Genomic DNA, 23,021 nt, shown 5'->3' with positions numbered 1-23,021 from the left:
GGAACGGCGGGACACGGCAGTCGCACACGGGGCGGGACACGGCATCGGAAGGGAACGACTCGCGCATGGCTTTCGAACCGCCGCAGCGGCTGGTACGGGCGCTCGCCGAGAGCGCGCCGGACGGTGACGCCTGGGTGGAGGAGCTGCCCGAGGCGACCGAACGAGCCGTCGCCGAGCGGGAGTTGACCGTGGAGCGGGTCCAGGTGCCGGGCGGGCGCAGCAGCCTGGTGGTGCTGGTGCGACTGGCCGACGGCACCCCCGCGGCGCTGAAGCTGGCCCCGCCTCGGTACCGGCCGGAGGCCGAGCGGGCGGCCCTGGCGCACTGGGGCGGGCTGGGGGCCGTACAGCTGATCGAGTCGGCCGCGACGGACGGTGTCCCGCCGATGGAGGGTGTCCTGTTGCTGGAGCGGCTGCATCCGGAGGTCTCCGTGCGCTCGCTGCCGGAGGCGAAGGCGTGGCTGGAGGCGGCGGGGACGCTGCGGCGGCTGTGGGTGGCGCCGCCCGAGGGCACCGTCTTCGAGACGGTGGCCGAGCGCACCGGGCGGCAGGCCGTGGCCATGCGGGGCGCGTCCGCCCCGGCGGAGGTGGCGGCGCTGGTGGACGCGGCGCTCGCGGCCCGCGAGGAGCTGCTGGCCGCGCCGCCCGAGGTGCGGTTGCTGCACGGGACGTTCCGGCAGAGCAAGGTGCTGGCGGGCGACCGCGCCCCCTGGCTGGCGGTGGGCCCGGATCCGGTGGTCGGCGAGTGCGCGTTCGACCTGGCCCGGCTGGTGCGGGACCGGGTGGAGGACCTGATCGCCTCGCCGTCCGGGGCCGCGACCACGCGCCGCCGGGTGAAGCGGCTCGCGGAGTCGCTGGACGTCGACCAGGAGCGGCTGCGCGGGTGGACGCTGTTCCGGGCCGTGGAGTCCGGGGTGCGGGCGCTGCGGGTGGGCCGGCCCCGGGACGCGGAGCTGTTGCTGGAGTTCGCCGGGTGGCTGTGAGGCGGCGTCGGTGCACGCCGCCTCACCCTGTACCGGTTCTCCCTACGCGCTGAGGCGGGCGATCGCCTCGTCCACCGTCAGCTCCTCGCGCTCGCCGGTGCGGCGGTCCTTGAGCTCCAGGACGCCCTCGGCGGCACGGCGGCCGGCGACCAGGATCTGCGGTACGCCGATGAGCTCGGAGTCGGTGAACTTCACGCCCGGGGACACCCCGGCCCGGTCGTCGACGAGGACCCTGAGGCCCGCCGCGCGCAGCTTCTCGGAGACGTCGAGGGCCAGTTCGATCTGGAGGGCCTTGCCGGCGGCGACGACGTGCACGTCGGCCGGGGCGACCTCGGCGGGCCAGCACAGGCCCTTGTCGTCGGCGGTCTGCTCGGCGAGGGCGGCGACCGCGCGGGAGACGCCGATGCCGTAGGAGCCCATGGTCACGCGGACCGGCTTGCCGTTCTGGCCGAGGACGTCGAGCTTGAGGGCGTCGGCGTACTTGCGGCCCAGCTGGAAGATGTGGCCGATCTCGATGGCACGGTCCAGCTTGAGGCCGGTGCCGCACTTCGGGCACGGGTCGCCCTCCTGGACGACCACGACGTCGACGTACTCGTCGACCTCGAAGTCACGGCCGACCAGGACGTGCTTGGCGTGCGTGCCCTCCTTGTTGGCGCCGGTGATCCAGTCGGTGCCGGGGGCCACGCGCGGGTCGGCGATGTACTTGACCTTCTCCCCCAGGCCCTGCGGTCCGACGTAGCCGCGGACCAGGTCGGGGCGGCCCGCGAAGTCCGCCTCGGTGACCATCTCGACGGCGGCGGGCGCGAAGTGCGCCTCGACCTTGTCCAGGTCGACCTCGCGGTCACCGGGGACGCCGACGGCCACGATCTCGCCGTCGACCTTCACGAGGAGGTTCTTGAGGGTGGCGGAGGCCTCGACGCCGAGGTGGGCGGCGAGGGTCTCGATGGTCGGGGTGTCCGGGGTGGGGATCTCCTCGAGGGCGGGGACGGCGGTTCCGTCCACCGGCTTCAGCTCGTAGGTGATCGCCTCGGTGTTGGCCGCGAAGTCGCAGTTCGGGCAGTCCGCGAAGGTGTCCTCGCCGGCCTCGGCGGGGGCGAGGAACTCCTCCGACTTGGAGCCGCCCATCGCACCGGCGGTGGCCGCGCAGATGCGGTAGTCGAGGCCGAGGCGCTCGAAGACCTTCTGGTAGGCCTGGCGGTGCAGGGCGTAGGACTGCGCCAGGCCCTCGTCCTCGGTGTCGAAGGAGTAGGAGTCCTTCATCAGGAACTCACGGCCGCGCAGGATGCCGGCCCGGGGGCGGGCCTCGTCGCGGTACTTGTGCTGGATCTGGTAGAGGATGACCGGCAGGTCCTTGTAGGAGGACGCCTGGTCCTTCACCAGCAGGGTGAAGATCTCCTCGTGGGTCGGGCCGAGAAGGTAGTCGCCGCCCTTGCGGTCCTGGAGCCGGAACAGTTCGGCGCCGTACTCGTCCCAGCGACCGGTGGCGTCGTAGGGCTCCCTCGGCAGCAGGGCGGGGAGCAGGACCTCCTGGGCGCCGATCGCGTCCATCTCCTCGCGGACGATCCGCTCGACGTTGGCCAGCACCTTCTTGCCGAGCGGCAGCCAGGACCAGATGCCGGCGGCGGTGCGGCGCACGTACCCGGCGCGCACGAGCAGCTTGTGGCTGAGGACCTCGGCGTCCGCCGGGTCGTCGCGCAGCGTCTTCGCCATCAACTGCGACATGCGCTGGACCGGTGCGTTCGCCATGGTTCTCGTACTCCTGCCGGGAAAGGGTGATGGCCGGGGATGCCTGGCACCTTCCCGTCGTCCGCCGGGAGGGCGGGCCGCGCGGGATCCGGTGCGGGTGATCGCGAGGCGCCGGAGCCACCCTCGACGGGGATCCCCGGCGCGAGTTTAAGCCGGGGGCCGGTGCCGGTGGAAATCCGTCAGCGGCGGCGCAGCGGCAGAGGGGCGCCCATCACGGCGTACGGCTTCGGGGCGCTCGGGAAGAGGACCTGGCGGGCGAGGTCCTGGTAGCCGAGGGAGTGGTACAGGCCGCGGGCCGGGCTGTCGGTGTCGATCGCGGAGAGGATCGAGCGCGGCTGGGTGGCGCCGTCGGTGATGGTGGTGATCAGGGTCCGGCCGATGCCGCGGTTCTGGTGGTGGGGGTGGACGTGCAGCTCGGTGATCACGAAGGAGTCGTCGAGCCAGATGTCGTTGTGCTGGGCGCGGAGGTAGGGCTCCACGACGGTGGACCACCAGTGGGTGCGGTCGTTGGGCATGCCGTACACGAACCCGACGAGGGCCCCGCCGGCCGTCGCGCCCAGCGCTCTCGCGCCGGGGTAGGTCATGTGCCGCAGCACGATCTGCCGCCGCACCGCGACCTCGTCGGCACCGAGACCGAAGGCGACGGCCTGCACCGCGAGGGCCTCGTCCACGTGGGCGGACAGGTCCAGGGGGCCGATGACGAGGTCCATGTCGGCAGGGTACAGGGGGTGTTCGGGTGGGGGGCGAGGGGCGGGGCGGCTGCGGGGCGGCGGTGTCGGCGGGCGGGTGGCCGCGGCGGACCGGAGCGCTGCGCCCCCTCCGGGCAGGGGCGCCCGCGGCCGGGTATGCCGGTCCGCCGGCTCTCGTCAGGCGCGGGGCCGCCGGGCGGGCATGCCGGTCCGCCGGCTCTCGTCAGGGCCGGGGCTGCCGGCCGGGCATGCCGGTCCGCCTGCTCGCGTCAGGGGCGGGACTTCTGGGCGAGTCCGTCGGCTCCCGTCACGGCCGGGGCTGCTCGCGGGTGACCGGGCCGGACCGGACGGCAGCCGGAGTCAGAACAGCACGCTCATGAACGCGCCTACCTCCTGGAACCCCACGCGCGTGTACGTCCTTCTCGCGGGCGTGTTGAAGTCGTTCACGTAGAGACTCACCACCGGGGCCACGTCCGCGAGGGCGTAGCGCAGCACCGCCGCCATGCCGGGGGCGGCCACTCCCCTGCCCCGGTACTCGGGGGCCACCCAGACGCCCTGAATCTGACAGGCCCGGTCCGTCGCCGCGCCGATCTCCGCCTTGAAGACGACCTTGCCGTGTTCGTCGAGGCGGGCGAAGGAGCGGCCGGAGCCGACCAGTTCGGCGACCCGGGCCTGGTAGAGCAACCCTCCGTCGCCGGCCAGCGGTGAGACGCCGACCTCCTCGGTGAACATCGCCACGCAGGCCGGCATGATCGTCTCCATCTCGTCCTTGCGGATGCGACGGACGTACGGATCCGGGGCGACCTCGGTGGACATGCGGTCGGTGACCATGAGGGGCTGGTGGGCGCGGACCTCCCGGGCCGGACCCCAGGTGGGTTCCAGCAACCGCCACAGCTGGGCGGTGGGTTCGGCGGGCCCGACGATGGAGGAGCAGCGGCGGCCGGCCCGTCTCGCCCGGTCGGCGAAGGCGCGGACGGCTCGCGGGGTCGCGCAGATGGGCACCAGGTTGGCGCCGGCGTAGCAGAGGGACGTCAGCATGCCGTCCTCGTACCAGCCCCACATCTCGCCGCCGAGCCGCCAGGGGTCGAGGCCGGCCACCTGAACCCTCGACGTCACGAAGGCGTTCGCGACCGGCTCACGGTCGAGGACGGCGAGCGCGGCGTCCAGGTCGCTCGGTTCGAGGACCCGGGAGGTCGTCTGGGTCAACACGGGCGGGGCCTCACGGTGGGGTCAGCTGATCTCCGCACTGTACCTGCGGAAGCTGAGCCGTGCCGACCCGTGTTTCGGTGCCGGTCGCTTTGGAGGCCACGGGAGTTCCGGTGACCGTCTCCGGGGGCTGCCGCCCCCGGGCCCCCGCTTCGGCCCCGAAAGGGCCTCGTCCTCAAACGCCGGACGGGCTGGGTGGCTGGACCGGCGCTTTGGGGCTCAGCCCTCTGATAGGAAAGGCGGATGATCTTCAACGCCGTACGGTCCGATACGCGGAACTGGCCCCCGGAGCAGGTCGCGGAGTTGTTCAGCGAGGGCTTTCCGCAGTTCATCACAGCGGACCGGCTGGTGAAGGGGTACATAGGCCGGGTGCGGGAGTTCTTCCCCGAGCTGGATCTGATGCTGCTGGACGCGGAGGAGGTGCCCGTCGCCGCCGGATGGGCCGTGCCCCTGCGGTGGGACGGTCGGGCCGACTCGCTGCCCTCGGGGTACACGGACGCACTCGTGCGGGCCGTCGAGGGGCATGAGCAGGGTGTCCGGCCCGACACCCTCGTGATCTGCGGAGCGCTCGTCACCCCGTCGCTCAAGGGGCGGGGGCTCGCCGGTCGTATGCTCACCGCGCTGCGGGACGCCGGGCAGCAGGCGAGGCTGCCACGCGTGGTCGCCCCGGTGCGGCCGACCGCCAAGGCCCGTTATCCGCTGACGCCGATCGAGTCGTACCTGCGGTGGCGGCGGCCCGACGGAACCGCCCTCGACCCGTGGATCCGTACCCATGAACGCCTCGGCGCCGAGATCCTCGCCGCCGCGCCCGAGTCGCAGACGATGACCGGGAGCGTGGCCGAGTGGGAGGGCTGGACGGGCCTCGCCCTCCCCGACTCCGGCGACTACGTCATCCCGGACGGGTTGTCGGTGCTGCGGGTCGACCGGGACGCCGACCTCGGCCTCTACCGGGAGCCGAACGTCTGGATGCGGCACCGGTGAGCCACCGGGGTCAGCCCGCCACCGACACCGACGGCTCGCCCGACTCCACGCCCGCGTCCTGCATCTGCTCGGCGATCTTCATCGCCTCCTCGATGAGGGTCTCCACGATCTTGGACTCCGGGACCGTCTTGATGACCTCGCCCTTGACGAAGATCTGCCCCTTGCCGTTGCCGGAGGCGACACCGAGGTCGGCCTCACGGGCCTCGCCGGGGCCGTTGACGACACAGCCCATGACGGCGACGCGGAGGGGGACCTCCATGCCGGTCAGGCCTGCCGTGACCTCCTCGGCCAGCTTGTAGACGTCGACCTGGGCGCGCCCGCAGGAGGGGCAGGAGACGATCTCCAGGCCGCGCTGCTTGAGGTTCAGGGACTCCAGGATCTGGTTGCCGACCTTGACCTCCTCGACCGGCGGGGCCGAGAGGGACACGCGGATCGTGTCGCCGATGCCCTGGGAGAGGAGGGCGCCGAAGGCCACGGCCGACTTGATCGTGCCCTGGAACGCCGGGCCGGCCTCCGTGACACCGAGGTGCAGCGGGTAGTCGCACTGGGCGGCGAGCTGCTTGTACGCCTCGATCATGACGACCGGGTCGTTGTGCTTGACGGAGATCTTGATGTCCCGGAAGTCGTGCTCCTCGAAGAGGGAGGCCTCCCACAGCGCGCTCTCCACGAGCGCCTCCGGGGTCGCCTTGCCGTACTTCTGGAGCAGACGGCGGTCCAGGGAGCCCGCGTTCACGCCGATCCGGATCGGGGTGCCGTGGTCGCGCGCGGCCTTCGCGATCTCCTTGACCTTGTCGTCGAACTGCTTGATGTTGCCGGGGTTGACGCGGACGGCCGCGCAGCCGGCCTCGATCGCCGCGAACACGTACTTCGGCTGGAAGTGGATGTCCGCGATCACCGGGATCTGCGACTTGCGCGCGATGGTCGCCAGCGCGTCCGCGTCGTCCTGCGTGGGGCAGGCCACCCGCACGATCTGGCAGCCGGACGCCGTCAGCTCGGCGATCTGCTGGAGCGTGGCGCCGATGTCCGACGTACGCGTCGTGGTCATCGACTGCACGGAGACGGGGGCGTCACCGCCGACCGCCACAGACCCGACCTGGATCTGCCGGCTCTTGCGGCGCTCGGCAACCCTGGTCGGAACGGACGGCATGCCGAGAGAAATCGCAGTCATCTGCTGTGCAACCCCAAGTCGTGGATCAAGGTCCAGGTCCCGTCAGCGGCGGGCTCCAGGCTTCGAGATTACGGCACCGACCCGGCCGGGAGCACATCCCGCCCGCCAAACCCACTCAATGGAAGGCGGCCCGGCACAGAGCGTGCCGGGCCGCCTTGAACGCCGTACGGCTACGAGATGCGGACCGGGTTGACGACGTCCGCGATCAGGACGAGGACCGTGAAGCAGATGAAGATCCCCGCCACCACATAAGCCACCGGCATCAGCTTCGCCACGTCGAACGGGCCCGGGTCCGGGCGCTTCAACAGCTTCGCCAGGTTGCGGCGCAGGGACTCCCAGAGGGCGCCCGCGATGTGGCCGCCGTCCAGGGGGAGCAGCGGGAGCATGTTGAAGAGGAACAGGGAGAGGTTGAAGCCCGCCACCAGCATCAGCGCCATGGCGAGTTGCTGGGTGGGCGGGATGTCCAGGGTGAAGATCTCGCCGCCGACCCGCGCCGCTCCGACCACGCCCATCGGGGAGTCCGGCTCGCGCGGGGCGTCGTCGAAGGCCGCGTTCCACAGGGCCGGGATCTTGCCGGGGAGGGCGGCCAGGGAGTCGACGGCCTCGCCGACGCGGTCGCCCATCCACACCACGGAATCGCCGAAGTCCTGCTTGACGATGCCGGTGGCGGCGCTGAAGCCGAGGAAGCCCGCGGTGACGTACTCGCCCTGGACGTACTGGCCGCTGGAGTCCTTCTTGGCGACCTGGTTGGAGGCGATCTTCGCGGTGAGGGTGAGGTCCTTGCCGTCGCGCTCGACGACGATCGGGACCGTCTTGTCGGGGTTGGCGCGGATGAGGTCGGAGAGCTTGTTCCAGTCGTCGGTGCGGACGCCGTTGAACGCGATGATCTTGTCGCCCGCCTTGAGGCCGGCGGCCGCCGCCGGGGAGGCGGGGTCGGAGGCCTTGCAGGTCTCGCGGTTCTGGCTCTGGGCGATCACGCACTTGGAGACCGAGCTGACCGTGTTGGTCTGCTGGGAGATGCCGAAGCCCATGAGGACGGTGAGGAACAGGGCGACGGCGAGGATCAGGTTCGCGAAGGGGCCCGCGAACATCACGATGACGCGTTTCCAGGGCTTACGGGTGTAGAAGAGGCGTTTCTCGTCGCCGGGCTGGAGTTCCTCGAAGGCGGCCGAGCGGGCGTCCTCGATCATGCCGCGCCAGGGGGAGGTCGAGCGGGCGCTTATCCGGCCGTCGTCGCCGGGCGGGAACATGCCGATCATGCGGATGTAGCCGCCGAAGGGGACGGCCTTGATGCCGTACTCCGTCTCGCCCTTCTTGCGGGACCAGACGGTGGGGCCGAAGCCGACCATGTACTGCGGCACGCGGATGCCGAACAGTTTGGCGAAGGACAGGTGACCCAGTTCGTGCCACGCGATCGAGACCAGGAGGCCGAGGGCGAAGAGCCCTATGCCGAGGATGAACATCAGGGTCGTCATGCACGGGCCTCCGCCGTCTGTGCCGTCAGTTCCCGGGCCCGGGTCCGCGCCCAGGTCTCCGCTTCGAGGACGTCCGCGACGGTGAGCGAGGTTCCCCGGCTTGGGGTGCCGTGCTCGTCCACCACCCGGGTCACGGTCTCCATGATCCCGTTGAACGGCAGTGCGCCGGCCCGGAAGGCCTCGACGCACTCCTCGTTGGCGGCATTGAACACCGCCGGGGCCGTGCCCGCGAGCTCACCCACGTGTCGCGCGAGGTTCACCGAGGGGAACGCCTCGTTGTCGAGCGGGAAGAACTCCCAGGTCGACGCCTTGCTCCAGTCGAAGGCGGGAGCCGCGTCGGGGACGCGCTCGGGCCAGCCGAGACCGATGGCGATCGGCCCCCGCATGTCGGGGGGCGTCGCCTGGGCGATCGTGGATCCGTCGGTGAACTCAACCATCGAGTGGACATACGACTGGGGATGCACGACCACCTCAATGCGGTCGAAGGGAATGTCGTAGAGGAGGTGTGCCTCGATGACTTCGAGACCCTTGTTGACGAGGGTCGCGGAGTTGATCGTGATGACCGGGCCCATGGCCCACGTGGGGTGGGCGAGGGCGTCCTCGACGGTCACCTGGGCGAGGTCTGCTTTGGTACGGCCGCGGAAGGGGCCGCCGGACGCGGTGACGACCAGCTTGCGGACGTCGGCCCGGGTCCCGGAGGCCAGGGACTGGAAGAGGGCCGCGTGCTCGGAGTCGACCGGGATGATCTGGCCGGGCTTGGCGAGCGCCTTGACCAGCGGGCCGCCCACGATGAGGGACTCCTTGTTGGCGAGCGCGAGGGTGCGGCCCGCCTCCAGGGCGGCGAGGGTGGGGGCGAGGCCGATGGATCCGGTGATGCCGTTGAGGACGGTGTGGCAGTCGGAGGCGGCGAGGTGGGTGGCCGCGTCGGGTCCGGCGAGTATGTCGGGGAGCGGTCGGCCCGGGCCGTAGAGACCGGTGAGCGCCTCCCGGAGTTGCGGTACGACGTCCTCGCGGGCGACCGCGACGGTCCGTACCCCGAGCCGGTGTGCCTGCTCGGCGAGGAGCGCGACCCGGCCGCCGTTGGCGGAGAGCCCGGTGACCCGGAACCGGTCGGGGTTGCGCAGCACGAGGTCGATGGCCTGGGTGCCGATCGATCCGGTGGAGCCGAGGATCACCACGTCCTTGGGGCCGTCGCCCGCGAGGGGGTCGTAGACCAGGTGCGGGTCGGCGAGGGGGGCTGGACTGTCGCTCATCGTTCCATTGTGGCCGTAAGGACGGCGTAGGAGGACAGCGCGTCCCCTCAGGGGGTGCGCTGTCCTCGCGGGGTCACCGGATCGGGCGGTGGACGTTCTCCTTCTCGGAGGGGCCGGGGGTGGCGTCGGCGATCCAGGCGCCTTCGCCGGAGGGGTCGACGATGCCGTCCTCCAACCAGGCGTAGGTGCCGGACATGACGCCCTTGACGACCTTGCGGTCCTGGTCGTCGGTGTTGTTCCAGAGGCGGCCGAAGAGTTCCTCGACGCGCAGCCGGGACTGGTGGCAGAAGGCGTCGGCGAGCTGGTAGGCCTCGCGGCCGTGGGACTCGGTGCTGCGCAGCAGTTCGGCTCGGACGCAGGCCGCGGACATGGCGAACAGCTCCGCGCCGATGTCGACGATCCGGCCGAGGAAGCCCTGCTTGGTCTCCATGCGGCCCTGCCAGCGGGACATCGCGTAGAAGGTGGAGCGGGCGAGCTTGCGGGAGGTGCGTTCGACGTAGCGGAGATGCGTCGAGAGGTCGACCTCGCGTTTGAACTCGGCGTAGGAGGTGGGGAGTTGTCCGGGCCCGGCGACCAGTTTGGGGAGCCACTTGGCGTAGAAGACGCCGGCGTTCGCGCCTGCCTTCGCCTTGTCGGACAGGGACTTGTCCGGGTCGATCAGGTCGCCCGCCACGGAGAGGTGGGCGTCGACGGCCTCGCGGGCGATGAGCAGGTGCATGATCTCGGTGGAGCCCTCGAAGATGCGGTTGATGCGCAGGTCGCGGAGGACCTGTTCGGCGGGGACGGCCTTCTCGCCGCGGGCGCGCAGGGACTCGGCGGTCTCGAAGCCGCGGCCGCCGCGGATCTGGACGAGTTCGTCGGCGACGAGCCAGGCCATCTCGGAGGCGTAGAGCTTGGCGAGGGCACCCTCGATGCGGATGTCGTTGCGGTTCTCGTCGGCCATCTGGGAGGAGAGGTCGAGGACGGCCTCCAGGGCGAAGGTGGTCGCCGCGATGAAGGAGATCTTGGAGCCGACGGCCTCGTGGTGGGCGATGGGCTTGCCCCACTGCTCGCGGGCCGCGGACCATTCGCGGGCGATCTTCAGGCTCCACTTGCCGGCGGCCACGCAGGAGGCGGGCAGGGAGAGGCGGCCGGTGTTGAGGGTGGTGAGCGCGATCTTCAGGCCGGCGCCCTCGGGGCCGACGCGGTTCGCGGCCGGGACCCGGACCTGGTGGAATCGGGTGACGCCGTTCTCGATGCCCCGGAGGCCCATGAAGGCGTTGCGGTTCTCGACGGTGACGCCGGGTGAGTCGGTCTCGACGACGAAGGCGGTGATGCCGCCCTTGTGGCCCTCGCTCTTCGGGACCCGGGCCATGACGACGAGGAGGTCGGCGACCACGCCGTTGGTGGTCCAGAGTTTCACTCCGTCGAGGATGTAGTCGTCGCCGTCGGGCAGTGCGGTGGTGGCCAGCCGGGCGGGGTCCGAGCCGACGTCCGGCTCGGTGAGGAGGAAGGCGCTGATGTCGGTGCGGGCGCACCGGGGCAGGAACTTCTCCTTCTGCTCCTGGGTGCCGAACAGCTTGAGCGGCTGCGGTACGCCGATCGACTGGTGGGCGGAGAGCAGCACGCCGATGGCGGGGCTGGCGGAGCCCACGAGGGCGAGGGCCTTGTTGTAGTACACCTGGGTGAGGCCGAGGCCGCCGTACTTGGGGTCGATCTTCATGCCGAAGGCGCCGAGCTCCTTGAGCCCGTTGACGATGTCGTCGGGGATGCGGGCCTCGCGTTCGATGAGGGCGCCGTCGACCTTCGTCTCGCAGAAGTCGCGGAGCTGGGCGAGGAAGGCCTCGCCGCGCCGGGCGTCCTCGGCGGGGGGCACGGGGTGCGGGTGGATGAGGTCGAGCCGGAATCGGCCGAGGAACAGTTCCTTGGCGAAGCTGGGCTTGCGCCAGTCCTGCTCCCTGGCGGCCTCCGCCACCTCGCGGGCCTCGCGTTCGGTGACGACGGGCTTGGTGGACGGTGCGGACATTGGGGCTCACCTCGTCGCGAATCGGGATCTTGGTGCCGATGCGTTACTGACCGGTGCTACTCGATCGTATGTACCTGATCCCGGGCGAGGTCACCACCCCGCGCGCGGCCGTTCGGCCGATGTCGACGGAACGCGACGCGGTGTCGAGCGGTCGGTGCGCCGGAGGGCCCGGCACCGGCTACGTACTCGTGTTCGGTGTTCCTGTCGTGGTAGGCAGGAGGCCTGGTCCCGCGCAGGACTCTCTGTCGAAGCGCTTCGACAGCCTATGGACACCCACTCGCGGGGGAGCTACTGTCGAACCACCCCCACCCTCACCTGTTCGCACTGCGCACTGTCGAAGCGCTTCACAAAGCTTGGAGAGCTGGATGGTCACCCTCGCCGAGGTCGCCCAGCACGCCGGAGTCTCGGCCAGCACGGTGAGCTATGTCCTCAGTGGCAAGCGGTCCATCTCCACGACCACCCGGCACCGGGTCGAGCAGAGCATCCGGGAACTCGGCTACCACCCGAACGCGGGCGCCCGCGCGCTCGCCAGCAGCAGGTCGAACATCATCGCGCTGATGGTCCCGCTCCGCACCGACATGTACGTGCCGGTGATGATGGAGATCGCCATCGCGGTGGCCACCACGGCCCGTACGCACGGCTACGACGTGCTCCTGCTGACCGGTGAGGAGGGTCCGGACGCGGTGCGCCGGGTGACCGGCAGCGGTCTGGCCGACGCGATGATCCTGATGGACGTCGAGCTCGACGACGAGCGGCTGCCGCTGCTGCGCGGCACCGACCAGCCGTCCGTGCTCATCGGCCTCCCCGCCGACACCTCGGGCCTGACCTGCGTCGACCTCGACTTCCGGGCCACCGGCGCGCTGTGCGTGGAGCACCTCGCGAAGCTCGGTCACCGCGACATCGCTGTCATCGGCGAGGCCCCCGCGGTCTACGAGCGGCACACCGGTTTCGCCGAGCGCACGCTCGACGGACTGCGGTCCCGCGCCCTGGAGTTGGGCGTACGACTGCTGCACCGGCCGTGCGACGGCGGGTACGACGCGATGGCCGTGACCGTCGCCCGCATCCTCGACGAGCGCCCGTCCACCACCGGGTTCGTCGTGCAGAACGAACAGGCGGTGGAGCCGCTGCTCGCGCTGCTGCGGCAGCAGGGCCGGGCCGTCCCCGAGGACGTCTCGGTGGTCGCGATCTGCCCCGAACAGGTCGCCCTCCAGGCCTCGGTGCGGCTGACCTCGGTCTCCATCCCCGCCCAGGAGATGGGCCGGCACGCCGTGGAACGACTCGCCGCGAAGCTGGAGGGCCGCGGTGAGGACGAAGTCGTCCTGCTCGAACCCGAGTTGACGGTCCGGTCGAGCACGGGGCCGGCGCCTTCGGCGTCCTGACCGGCCCGCACCGCGTCTCAAGCACCCCGTCACCTCACGCACGACCCCTCACTTCACGCGTCGCGTCTCACGTGCCTGCGCGGCACGGCCCTGCCCGCACTCGCCGTCTGCACTCCTTCAGGAGCCCCCCTCGTGAACCAGCCTGCCGCAGTACAGCCCAAGGTCAGCCTCGCGCAGTCCTCCCCCACCGTCGGCACGTTCCGGGAGCGGGACGGCGCGCTGGAGTGGAGCGGGCGCCAGGAGACCGTGCGCATCGAGCCCTGGGGCCCGGACGCGGTCCGGGTGCGGGCCCGGCTCGGCGGGCCGGTCCTGGAGGGGCTGCCGGGCGCCCTGCTCGACGAGCCGCCGGCCACCGAGAGCACGGTCAAGACCGGTGACGGGGAAGCCTGGTTGACCGTGGGCCGGCTGACCGTCCACGTCGACGCCGAGGGGCAGCTCCGCTTCCTGCGCACCGAGGACTCCGCCGAGCTGCTCGCGGAGGCCCGCGCCCACTTCTGGTGGCCGGGCTCGCGGCTCTACACCGCGGTCGGCAACGGCCACCACCGGCTGGAGCAGCGTTTCGCCGCCTACGACGACGAGAAGCTGTACGGGCTCGGCCAGCACCAGCACGGCAGGCTGGACCAGAAGGGCCTGGTGGTGGACCTGGTCCAGCGCAACGCCGAGGTCGCCGTCCCGGTCCTGGCCTCCAGCCGCGGCTACACCCTGCTGTGGAACAACCCGGCGATCGGCCGCGTGGAGCTCGCGCACAACGGCACGCGCTGGGTGGCCGACTCGGCCCGTCAGATCGACTACTGGATCACCGCGGGCGACCCGGCGGACGGCCAGCGCCGCTACAGCGCGGTGACGGGCCGTACGCCGATGCTGCCGGAGTGGGCGGCCGGGTTCTGGCAGTGCAAGCTGCGCTACCGCACCCAGGACGAACTCCTCGCCGTGGCACGGGAGTACAAGCGGCGCGGGCTGCCCCTCACGGCGATCGTCTGCGACTTCTTCCACTGGACGCACCTCGGCGAGTGGAAGTTCGACCCGGCCGAGTGGCCCGACCCGGCGGCGATGGTCCGTGAACTGGACGAGCTGGGCGTCAAGTTGGTGGTGAGCGTGTGGCCGTCGGTGTCACCGCTGAGCGAGAACCACCCCGTGATGGAGCAGCGCGGCTACTTCATCGGCACCCAGTACGGCCCGATGGCCCACGCCGACTGGCCGGACAAGGAGGTCGCCTCCACCGTCCAGGTCGCCTTCTACGACGCCACGAACCCGGAGGCCCGGGAGTTCGTGTGGTCGCGGGTGAAGGAGAACTACCTGGAGCCGTACGGGATCACGGCGTTCTGGCTGGACGCGTGCGAGCCGGAACTGAAGCCCGGCTTCCAGGAGAACCTGCGCTACTGGGCGGGCCCCGGCCTGGAGGTCGGCAACAGCTACCCGGCGGAGAACTCCCGCACCTTCCACGAGGGCCTGACGGCGGCCGGCGAGGAGGTCATCACCCTCAACCGCTCGGCCTGGGCGGGCAGTCAGCGCTACGGCGCCGCCCTGTGGTCCGGTGACATCGGCACCGACTTCGCCACCCTGCGGAGGCAGATCGCGGCCGGGCTCAACACCGCGATGTCCGGGATTCCCTGGTGGAACACGGACATCGGCGGCTTCCACGGCGGCGACCCGGACGACCCGGCGTACCGCGAGGTCATGGTCCGCTGGTTCCAGTTCGGCGCGCTGTCGCCGTTGATGCGGCTGCACGGGTTCCGTGACCCGGGGATGCCGCTGGGGCCGGACATGACGGGCGGGCCGAACGAGGTGTGGTCGTACGGGGAGGAGGCCGGCGCGATCCTGGAGAAGTACCTGCAGCTGCGGGAGCGGTTGCGGCCGTACGTGCTCCGGGTGATGCGCGAGGCGCACGAGGAGGGGCTGCCGCCGATGCGGCCGCTGTTCCTGGAGTTCCCGGAGGACCCGGCGGCGTGGGGGGTCGACGACGCGTATCTGTTCGGGGCGGATGTGCTGGTGGCGCCGGTGCTTTCCGCCGGCGCGAGGGACCGTACCGCTTATCTTCCGGCGGGTTCGTCTTGGACGGATGCGTGGACCGGAGTGACGTATGAGGGTGGGACCACGGTGACTGTCGATGCGCCGTTGGACCGGATTCCGTTGTTTCTGCGGGATGGGGCGCGGGTGCCGATTCAGGAAGTGGTCCAGTAGGTCCGTTGTCGGCTCAACGCTCGTCGTGGCTGGTCGCGCAGTTCCCCGCGCCCCTGAAAGCTCTTTCAGTCCCGGCAGATTGATGGCAGAGCCCTGTGCAGGGCCCGGGTGTGCAATGCGTCCAGGTGGTTCTCGTAGTGGACCTGGACAGTCGCCAGGGCCAGTTCGGGGCCGCAGACGAAGGTGCCGCGGTTGCCGGAGGTGTCGGCCAGGGCCTGGACCAGTGCGCTGGTGATCTGGTTGATCTGCTGGCGTACGACGGTCAGGTCCGGCTTCGTGGTCGGGGCCTCGTCGGGGTGGTCGGTCCAGCGCTGGAACAGGCCGCGCTGGACCACTTTGTTGGCCTCGATCTGGTCGCGGAAGATCGTCCGGATCTCGTCCGGGTCGGCGCCGAGCTGCTGGGCCTGGGCGGCCACGTTGTCGAGGACCTGCTGTTCGCGGGCCGGGTCGTCGATGGGGCTGTCGGTGCCCCACTTGGCGGCGGCGACGAGGTCGGCGGTGGCCAGGCGCTCGGCGGCCAGCTCGACGACCGGGTGCAGGGGGGACAGGGAGAGGGCGGCGGCGTGGGGGGCCGTGGCGGTGCCGGAGACCGGAACCGCGACCGCGGAACCCGTCGCAGTCAGGACGACGGCCGCGGTCGCGGTCACGGTGATCAGGGCACGTCGGAGGTGGGTGGTGGTACGCATGTGCCCATCCAACCCGACGTATTCCCAAGATCAGGTCAACTGCTGCTCACGGTCAGGTTGTTGGCCGTGAAGTTCAGGCCGCCGGAGGAGCTGGTGATCTCGAAGCCGAACTGGAGGTCACCGATGGTCTCGTTGCCGAACCAGCCCTTGGTGTTCTTGATCCACTTCAGGATCGGCAGGATGTCGACCGTGCCGGAGCTGGAGTTGGAGGTGCGGATGAAGGAGAAGACCTGGTTGGACCCGTTGGTGCCCTTGTAGACGGTCCAGCTGTGGCCGCCGAGCGACACGCTGCCCTGCGAGGTGCCGAGCGGGCCGACCGGTCCGGTCTTGTTGACCCAGAGCATGATCTCGTAGCGGTGGGCGGTGTCCCAGATGTCGTACGACGTGTTGTACGCGCCGGACGACGGGACCGAGACGTTGTAGTTGCTGGTGAGCGAGCCGAGCGAGTCGATCGACTTGTTGATCACCTTCTTGGAGTCCGGGTAGGACTTGATGCCGCCGGTGTTGGGGTGGTTCGCCCAGACGCCCCAGTTGGTGCCGGAGTTGGCCCAGATGCACTGGCTGCCCGCGCCGGAGCCCCAGATGTTGTTGTAGAGGGTGTAGCCGTTGAGGCTGGTGCTGCCCCACTGGTCGCAGCTGTTCCAGACGGCGGCGGACGCGGGGGCGGAGGCGAGGCCGACGAGGGCGCCGACGGCCATCGCCGGGGCCAGCACCGTTGTGGTGATCTTGGTCAGGGTGCTCTTTGCCATGGTGTCCCTTCCATGGGTGGGGGGAAATGCGGGGGGAGTCACCACGCCTCCAGACGGACGACGTGGTCTTCCCCGGCGACGAGGTCGAGCGGTTCGGCGCCGGAGGAAGTCCTCAGTTCGACCCGGTGGGTGCGCGTGGGGCGCAGCACCGCGGTCACTTCGGTGGGGTTCCAGGTGAGGTCGAGCTCCGCCCCGAACCGGGTGCGGATTCCGCGGAGCTCACCTTGGGGGCAGCCCGTGGGGAGCGCCGGCAGCAGCACCAGGCGGTCGGGGGTGGACTGCACGAGCATCTCGATCAGGACGGCGGGCAGGGTGTGGGCGGCGTCCGCGTTGTAGACGTGCCGGTGCGGGTAGTGCGCGCTCATCAGCGAGTCGTGGAAGTAGTCGCCGGCGAGCACCTGGCCCAGGGCGTGCGCGACCCGTTCGCCGTCACGCAGCCGGGCGGCGACGAGGGCGTGGTGCAGGTGGCCGTGGGCCGAGTCGTTCTCGGCGCCGCGCAGTTCGAGGGCGCGGTGGGCTGCTTTGGCCAGGTCGGGGGTGTCGTAGGGGGTGATCTCGTCGAGCGGCCAGACGCCGTAGAGGTGGCTGAGGTGGCGGTGGTCGTAGGTGTCGTCGAGGCCGGGCCAGGCCCATTCGGCGAGGGCGCCCTCGGCGTTGGTCCGGTGGGGCGGGAGCCGGTCGGCGAGGGCGAGCCAGTCCGCCGCCCTGCCGGGGTGGTACGCGGCGGCCGTGCGCAGGGCGTGCCGGGCCGCCGACAGGTCCATGGCCGCGTTGATCGCGCCCCATCCGGCGTTCGCGGGACGGTTCTCGGGTGAGTAGGAGGGGACGACGACGAGATGGCCGTCCTCGTCGGTGCGCTGGAGGAAGTCCTCGTAGAAGGCGGCCACTTCGGCGAGCGCGTGTGCGGTGCGCGGGTCCTGTTCGCCGTGGATCTCGTCGTGGTCGACGAGCGGTTTGAGCAGCCAGTCGGCTCCCGCCGTCCACAGGTGCAGCGGGTACTCGCGGTTGAAGTGGTACGTCAGCCCGGACTCGCCGTCGGAGTGCGCGGGGGCGACGGCACCGCGAGCGCCGAAGATCTCGCGGGCGTTGTCCTGCCAGTCCGGCAGCTGACGGTTGATCAAGGCTGCTATCGCTGCGGTGACTTCGGGGAGGGCGGCACAGGCCGCCGAGGCCGTCTGGAGGTTGACGTTGGCGTCGTGGGTGAACGCCCCGGACCAGGCGGTGTCCCAGTCGCCGGTCCACAGGCCGGTCAGGCGGGGCGGGTTGAGGCCGCTGGAGGAGAGCAGGTGGTAGCGGCCGGCGGCGAAGAGGCGTTCCAGCAGGGCCGGGCTCTGGGGCCTGCGGAGCAACTCCGAGCCTGGGAGGGCCCGTTCGTCGGGGTCCGCGCCGAGGTCCAGGGTCACGCGTCGGTAGGCGGTTCCGTGCAGCTCGGTGTGGCGGGCGAGGAGGTGGGCGTACGGGTCTCCGTGTCCCTCGGGCAGCAGCTCTCCCAGGGCCCTGGCCTCGGCGAGGACGTCCGGCTCGCCGGTGTGCCGCAGGACCCGGGTCAGCAGCAGGACGGAGTCGGCGCCGGTGATGCGCAGACCGGGGGGTGTGAGGGTGGTGCGCCCACCCTTGACCGCGACGAGGGTGACGCCGGTGTAGGCGCGGTCGCTGCCGGGGTAACGGGCCCGCAGGGTGAGCAGGGCGCCCTCGGCGGTGAGGACGGCGCTCTGGCCGACGGCGAGGTGGTGAGGTGCGCCGGGGAGTCGGTGGTCGAGGGAGATGTCCAGGGTGGCGGTCGTGACCTGCTGGACGATGACGTCGTCGGCGCGGGAGACGAAGACGCGGCTGAGACGGTCCTCGGACTCCGCCCGTACGACACCGGTGGCGAAGTCGACGGAGCGGTGGTGGGTGTCCTCGGCGAGGGGTCGGTGGTGGGTGTCCTCCGCGGGGGATCGGTGGTGGGTGTCCGCGGGGGGCCGGTGGTGGGTGTCCTCCGCGGGGGCCGTGCCGCGCAGCCGGATCTCGAAGGCCGGGTGGAAGGGCTGCACCCACTGGAGGGGGCGTCCGTCGGTGAAGCGCTCGGCGGCGTCGGGTTCTCCCGCGAGCAGCCGGTCCTGGAGAGCGGGGAGCCGGGCGGCGAGCCGGGGCGGGCGCGCGGTTTCGGCGCCGTTGGGACGGACCAGGGTGTGGTGGGTGACGACGACCCGCTCGTCCCGGGGGTCACCGAAGAGCAGGGCGCCGTGGCAGCCGTTGCCGCTCAGGTAGCCGTCCTCCCAGCGCGCCGCCGGTGCGGGTTCCCAGGTGCCGTGGGCGGGTCCGTCGTTCATCGTTCGAGTACCGCCACTCCGTAGCGGCCCAGCGTCAGCCGGTCGGTGCCGGTCTGGCCCGTCAGCAGGTCCCGGTGCGGGCCGGGCACCTCGACGGTGACCGCCTCACGGCTGTGGTTGAGGAGGAACAGCAGGTCACCGCGGTGGACCGCCTCGACCTGGTCGGGGAGTCCGGCGAGGGCGGGGCGCACTCCCGCGTCGTGGGCGATCCGGGCGAGCAGCTCACGCAGGGCGTGCGGTTCGGGGAGCGTGGAGAGGTACCAGGCGCGGCCCCTGCGGAGGATCGCGGGCATCCCGTCGAGCTCACCGCCCTTGTAGGCGGCCTCCGTGACGGCGTCCTCGGTCGCCTCGATCTCCTCGGACCACAGCGTGCCCCGGAAACCGCCCGGTGCGCTCTCGCACTCGGTGTGCTCGCCCGCGTCCAGCGGCCACCACTCGTGCAGGGTGCGGATGCCGAACAGTGCGCGCAGCCGGGCGTCCATGCCGCCGGGGCGTATCCGGTCGTCCTCGTCGGCGATGCCGGTGAGGAAGCCGGAGACGAGGGTGCCGCCCTGGCGGACGTAGGCGAGGAGCTTGTCGATCGCGGTGTCGGTGAGGAGGTAGAGCTGGGGGACGACGACCACCTTGTAGGGGGTGAGGTCGTGGTCGGGGTGGGCGAAGTCGGCGGTGAGGTGGGCCTCCCAGAGGGCGCGGTGCCAGGACGTGAGCACGTCCGCGTGGTCGACCTGGCCGGAGAGCCGGCCGTCCTGGGCACCGGCCCACCAGGCGTTCCAGTCGTGCAGGATCGCGACGTCGTTGACGGTATGACTGCCCATCACCTTCGGTGCCAGCAGGGCGAGTTCGGCGCCGAGCTGCTTGACCTCCTGGTAGGTGCGGCCCTCCTCCCCCGCATGGCTGACCATCCCGGAGTGGAACTTCTCCGCGCCCTGGCGGGACTGGCGCCACTGGAAGAAGCACACGGCGTCGGCACCGCGTGCGACGGCCTGGAGGGACCAGAGCCGGTTCAGGCCCCGCGGTTTGGGGTGGTTCACGCCCCGCCAGTTGACCGGCCCCGCGGCCTGCTCCATGAGCATCCAGGGTCCGCGGGCCTGGGAGCGGGTCATGTCCTGGACGAGGGCGCCCTGTTGGGCCCCGAGGGGGTCGCGCGGGTCGGGGTAGATGTCGACGGAGACGACGTCCTCCTCCTCGGCCCACCGCCACGCGTCCTGCCCGGACCACAGCGGCATGAAGTTGGTGGTCACGGGGAGGTGCGGGGTGGCCCGCCGGACGATGTCCCGCTCGGCGAGGTAGCACTCCAGGAGCATGTCGGAGGTGAACCGCCGGAAGTCGAGGACCTGGGTGGGGTTCTTCATGTAGTGCGCGTGCCGGGGCGTGTGCACCTCGGCCCAGTCTCCGTAGCCCTGGCTCCAGAACGCGGTGCCCCAGGCGGAGTTGAGGGCGTCGAGGGTGCCGTAGCGCCGCTGGAGCCAGACCCGGAAGCGGGCCGCGGCCTCGTCGCTCCAGTCGTAGGTGCAGTACTCGTTGTTGATGTGCCACATCGTGAGGGCGGGATGGCCGCCGTAGCGGGCGGCGAGGTCCTCGGTGATGGCGGCGGCGAAGCGCCGGTAGGTGGCGCTGGAGTGCGAGAAGTGCTGGCGTCCGCCCCAGTGCTCGGTGCGGCCGTCCTGGTCGACGGGCAGGGTGTCGGGGTGCAGGTGGCCGAGCCAGGGCGGCGGCGAGGAGGTCGGGGTGGCGAGGACGACACCGATGCCGTTGTCGTGCATCAGGTCCATCAGCCGGTCCAGCCAGCCGAACTCCCGCTCCCCCGGCCTCGGTTCGAGCTTCGACCAGGAGAAGACGCCCAGCGTGACGGAGTTGACGCCGGCGGCCTTCATCAGCCGGACGTCCTCCTGCCAGGTCTCCTCCGGCCACTGCTCGGGGTTGTAGTCGCCGCCGAAGAGGATGCGGCCGCGGGTCGCCGTGCTGAGGTCGGGCATCAGACCACGTCCCCGTACTGGATGCCCCGGCCGTTGGTGGCGATGTAGACACGGCCATACACCCGCGGGTCGCCGCTGATCGTCTCGCCGATCCAGCCCCACTGGTGCCGGTCGTCGTTGATCCGCACCCAGGTCCTCGCCTCGTCGTCGGAGCGGTACACGGCGGTGATGCTCTCGGTGGAGCCGACCAGGTAGAGCGCCGGATAGTCGGCGCCCTCGGCGGCCTTGCCGAAGCCGAGCGTGTACGAGGCCCAGCAGCTGGTGAGCTTGGTGAAGGTCGCGCCGCCGTCGGTGGACCGGTAGAGGCCGTTCCACTTGACGGAGAGCCACAGGTCACCGACCCGCCCGGGCGCCGCGACCAGCTCGAACTGGGTGTCCCCGGAGGGCAGTCCGGTGGCGCCCGCGGTGAAGGAGAGGCCGCCGTCGGTGCTGGCGTACAGCGTTCCGGTGTCGGTGTCGTAGGCGTAGAAGCGCCTGGGGTCGGCCGGGTCGGCGACCGGCGTGGCGCCCTTCGGGAAGGTCGGGACCTCGGACCAGCCGGCGCCGTTGTCCGTGGAGCGCTGGGCCGGGTACTTGGTGCCGTCCCAGTGCACGAAGGTCCACAGCAGCACACCGCCGTCGGTGTTGACGGCGATCGGTCCCGGCGCGTCCTTGGCGAGGGCGGGCTGGGTCGCGAAGGGCGCCCAGGTCCGGCCGCCGTCGTTCGAGAAGGCACCGTTGCCGTGGTCGCCGAAGCCCGTGCGGACTACGTACGACGGCTTGGCGGCGGCCTGGGCGAGGCCCGTCGCCGACCCGAACGCGGGGTTGCTCGCCATGCCCCGCGAGGGCGAGGCCGTGAGCCGCTCGTGGTACATCACCCCGACGTCCCCGAGCCCGCTGAGCAGGTGCGCCTGCCCGGCCGGCGGCGAGATCAGGTGCCGTACGGAGGTCTCCTCCAGGCCACGGATCTGCGGGGCCCAGTGCTTGAGGTCCCGGGTGCCGTAGAGGGTGGCGCCGGTGCCGTACACGATGTGCTTCGAGTCGTACGGGTCGAGGGCGAGGGCCTGGATCCACCAGCCGAACTTGGGCCGGTCCGCGCCGAAGGTGAGGAACGGCGTCTCGGAGACGTCGAGGACCGCGGAGTCCTTCAGGGAGGTCCAGGTGCGGCCGCCGTTCGTGGACCGGTACACGGTGTCGCCGGCCGCCCAGCGGTCGTTGGTGGAGACGACGAGGGTGCCGGGGCGGCGGGCGTCGACGGACACCCCGCCGTAGCCGAAGGTGTCGGAGGAGCCGTCGCTGGTGGTGCCGCCCGGCTTCACGGGCGTGACGTCCGTCCACGTGCCGTGGCCCTTGCCCGTGGCCAGCTTGTGCACGCTGCCGTCGGACTGCCCGTTGGGACCGGGTGCGTCGGCGTAGGTGACGTACAGCTCACGGGTGTGGCAGTCGTAGGAGGCCCGGATCGGCACCTTGGCAGCGGTGCCGGACGGCTGTCCGGGGACGGCCTCCCAGGTGGTGCCGTCGGCGGTGCGGAACAGGTTGGGGGTGGTGCCGTCGGAGTCGCCCCAGCCGGCGTAGAGGGTCCGGCCGGCGGCGACGAGCAGGGTGACGCCCTGGCCGCCGGCGCTCGGGGTCCCCGGGAAGCCGCTCACCGTGGACCAAGTGGTGCCCCGGTCCGTGGACTTGAGCAGCCCGTCGTGTCTGGTGCCCAGCCACAGCGTGTCACTGTCGCGGGGGTCGACGAGCAACCGCTCCCCCGTCCCCCGTCCGTCCTCGTTGCCGCCCAGCTTCACGGTGAGGTCGGTCCGCGCCCAGGTGGCACCCCGGTCCTCGGACCGCAGCACGGCACCGTTGCCGGCCCAGGACTGGGTGTAGGTGCCGAGCGCGAGATAGACCCGGTCGGGGTGGGCGGGGTCGACGGCCATGGCCTCGACACCGAGCAGGTTCCAGTCGTCCCACCCGAGATCGTCGTTGAGCGGGATCCAGCGCGCGCTCCGGTCGTCCCAGCGGTAGGCCCCGCCGATGTCGGTACGGGCGTAGGCGAGCCCCCGGACGGAGGGATGGAAGAGCACCCCGCTGACGAACCCGGTACCGCCGATGACGACTTGGCGCCAGCGGTAGGAGGGGGTGGCGGCCGCGGCCCGCCCTTGGAAAGCCGGAACAACGGTGAGCGCAGTGGCAGCCGCAGCCCCACCAAGAACAGCACGACGAGTAGGCCCGGACGCGCGCATGACACACACCTCGCTGATCGAGAAAGGG

16 protein-coding genes are annotated in these 23,021 nt (G+C 71.3%); 4 read left to right on the top strand and 12 right to left on the bottom strand.

Translation table 11 applies throughout. The features are described from left to right. Positions 1-65 precede the first annotated feature (65 nt). Entirely contained in the window at positions 66-980 is a 915-nt protein-coding gene (locus tag AQJ54_RS06390) for an aminoglycoside phosphotransferase family protein (RefSeq protein ID WP_062234656.1), read from the top strand. Positions 981-1,022: 42 nt separating this feature from the next. Here AQJ54_RS06390 and AQJ54_RS06385 read toward each other — a convergent pair whose 3' ends face one another. From AQJ54_RS06385 to AQJ54_RS06375, 3 genes are all read right to left on the bottom strand, one after another. Next, entirely contained in the window at positions 1,023-2,726 is a 1,704-nt protein-coding gene (locus AQJ54_RS06385; protein ID WP_062234653.1) for a proline--tRNA ligase, read from the bottom strand. A 179-nt stretch (positions 2,727-2,905) separates the two neighbouring features. Continuing rightward, positions 2,906-3,436, bottom strand: coding sequence for a GNAT family N-acetyltransferase (locus AQJ54_RS06380; protein ID WP_062026686.1), 531 nt, complete (start codon positions 3,434-3,436; stop codon positions 2,906-2,908). Positions 3,437-3,775: 339 nt separating this feature from the next. Beyond that, a complete protein-coding gene (locus AQJ54_RS06375; protein ID WP_030315702.1) occupies positions 3,776-4,624 on the bottom strand; it encodes a GNAT family N-acetyltransferase in 849 nt (282 codons plus the stop codon). Between the two features lie 240 nt (positions 4,625-4,864). Here AQJ54_RS06375 and AQJ54_RS06370 point away from each other — a divergent pair, with 240 nt between their 5' ends. Then, on the top strand, positions 4,865-5,602 hold the full coding sequence (locus tag AQJ54_RS06370; protein WP_062234650.1) for a hypothetical protein: 738 nt from the start codon (positions 4,865-4,867) through the stop codon (positions 5,600-5,602). Positions 5,603-5,612: 10 nt separating this feature from the next. On the opposite strand, the gene ispG is transcribed toward AQJ54_RS06370, so the two are convergent. From ispG to AQJ54_RS06350, 4 genes are all read right to left on the bottom strand, one after another. Next, positions 5,613-6,770 carry a flavodoxin-dependent (E)-4-hydroxy-3-methylbut-2-enyl-diphosphate synthase gene (gene ispG / locus AQJ54_RS06365; RefSeq protein ID WP_028809840.1) on the bottom strand — a complete coding sequence of 386 codons (1,158 nt, stop codon included), beginning with the start codon at positions 6,768-6,770 and terminating at the stop codon, positions 5,613-5,615. A 170-nt stretch (positions 6,771-6,940) separates the two neighbouring features. Then, positions 6,941-8,233, bottom strand: coding sequence for a M50 family metallopeptidase (locus AQJ54_RS06360; protein ID WP_107121021.1), 1,293 nt, complete (start codon positions 8,231-8,233; stop codon positions 6,941-6,943). A gap of 8 nt (positions 8,234-8,241) precedes the next feature. Then, positions 8,242-9,498: a 1-deoxy-D-xylulose-5-phosphate reductoisomerase gene (gene dxr / locus AQJ54_RS06355; protein WP_062234643.1), complete on the bottom strand. Its 1,257-nt coding sequence runs from the start codon at positions 9,496-9,498 to the stop codon at positions 8,242-8,244. A gap of 73 nt (positions 9,499-9,571) precedes the next feature. Beyond that, positions 9,572-11,503, bottom strand: coding sequence for an acyl-CoA dehydrogenase family protein (locus AQJ54_RS06350; protein WP_062234640.1), 1,932 nt, complete (start codon positions 11,501-11,503; stop codon positions 9,572-9,574). Between the two features lie 365 nt (positions 11,504-11,868). On the opposite strand from AQJ54_RS06350, the gene AQJ54_RS06345 reads away from it, so the two are divergent. Together AQJ54_RS06345 and AQJ54_RS06340 are read left to right on the top strand one after the other, a co-directional pair. Then, on the top strand, positions 11,869-12,882 hold the full coding sequence (locus AQJ54_RS06345) for a LacI family DNA-binding transcriptional regulator (protein WP_062026691.1): 1,014 nt from the start codon (positions 11,869-11,871) through the stop codon (positions 12,880-12,882). Positions 12,883-13,014: 132 nt separating this feature from the next. Beyond that, positions 13,015-15,063 carry a glycoside hydrolase family 31 protein gene (locus AQJ54_RS06340; protein ID WP_062234637.1) on the top strand — a complete coding sequence of 683 codons (2,049 nt, stop codon included), beginning with the start codon at positions 13,015-13,017 and terminating at the stop codon, positions 15,061-15,063. Positions 15,064-15,128: 65 nt separating this feature from the next. Here AQJ54_RS06340 and AQJ54_RS06335 read toward each other — a convergent pair whose 3' ends face one another. Genes AQJ54_RS06335 through AQJ54_RS06315 form a run of 5 tightly spaced genes read right to left on the bottom strand, consistent with a single transcriptional unit; the run spans position 15,129 to position 22,993 of the window. Next, positions 15,129-15,749: a chorismate mutase gene (locus AQJ54_RS06335; protein ID WP_062234634.1), complete on the bottom strand. Its 621-nt coding sequence runs from the start codon at positions 15,747-15,749 to the stop codon at positions 15,129-15,131. A 35-nt stretch (positions 15,750-15,784) separates the two neighbouring features. Continuing rightward, complete coding sequence (locus tag AQJ54_RS06330; protein ID WP_062026694.1) at positions 15,785-16,498, bottom strand: glycoside hydrolase family 12 protein; 714 nt, start codon at positions 16,496-16,498, stop codon at positions 15,785-15,787. Between the two features lie 38 nt (positions 16,499-16,536). Further along, a complete protein-coding gene (locus AQJ54_RS06325; RefSeq protein WP_062234631.1) occupies positions 16,537-18,810 on the bottom strand; it encodes a glycosyl hydrolase family 95 catalytic domain-containing protein in 2,274 nt (757 codons plus the stop codon). Then, positions 18,807-20,786, bottom strand: a complete 1,980-nt coding sequence (locus tag AQJ54_RS06320) for a beta-galactosidase (protein WP_062234628.1) — start codon at positions 20,784-20,786, stop codon at positions 18,807-18,809. Before AQJ54_RS06320 ends, AQJ54_RS06325 begins: the two co-directional genes overlap by 4 nt. Continuing rightward, on the bottom strand, positions 20,786-22,993 hold the full coding sequence (locus AQJ54_RS06315) for a WD40/YVTN/BNR-like repeat-containing protein (protein WP_062234625.1): 2,208 nt from the start codon (positions 22,991-22,993) through the stop codon (positions 20,786-20,788). Before AQJ54_RS06315 ends, AQJ54_RS06320 begins: the two co-directional genes overlap by 1 nt. Positions 22,994-23,021: the final 28 nt, after the last annotated feature.

Origin of the sequence: Streptomyces griseorubiginosus (genome assembly GCF_001514195.1) — a bacterium.
Lineage (GTDB): Bacteria > Actinomycetota > Actinomycetes > Streptomycetales > Streptomycetaceae > Streptomyces > Streptomyces griseorubiginosus.
Note: the sequence above shows the minus strand (reverse complement) of the source record. Positions and strands in the feature narration are given on the sequence as shown.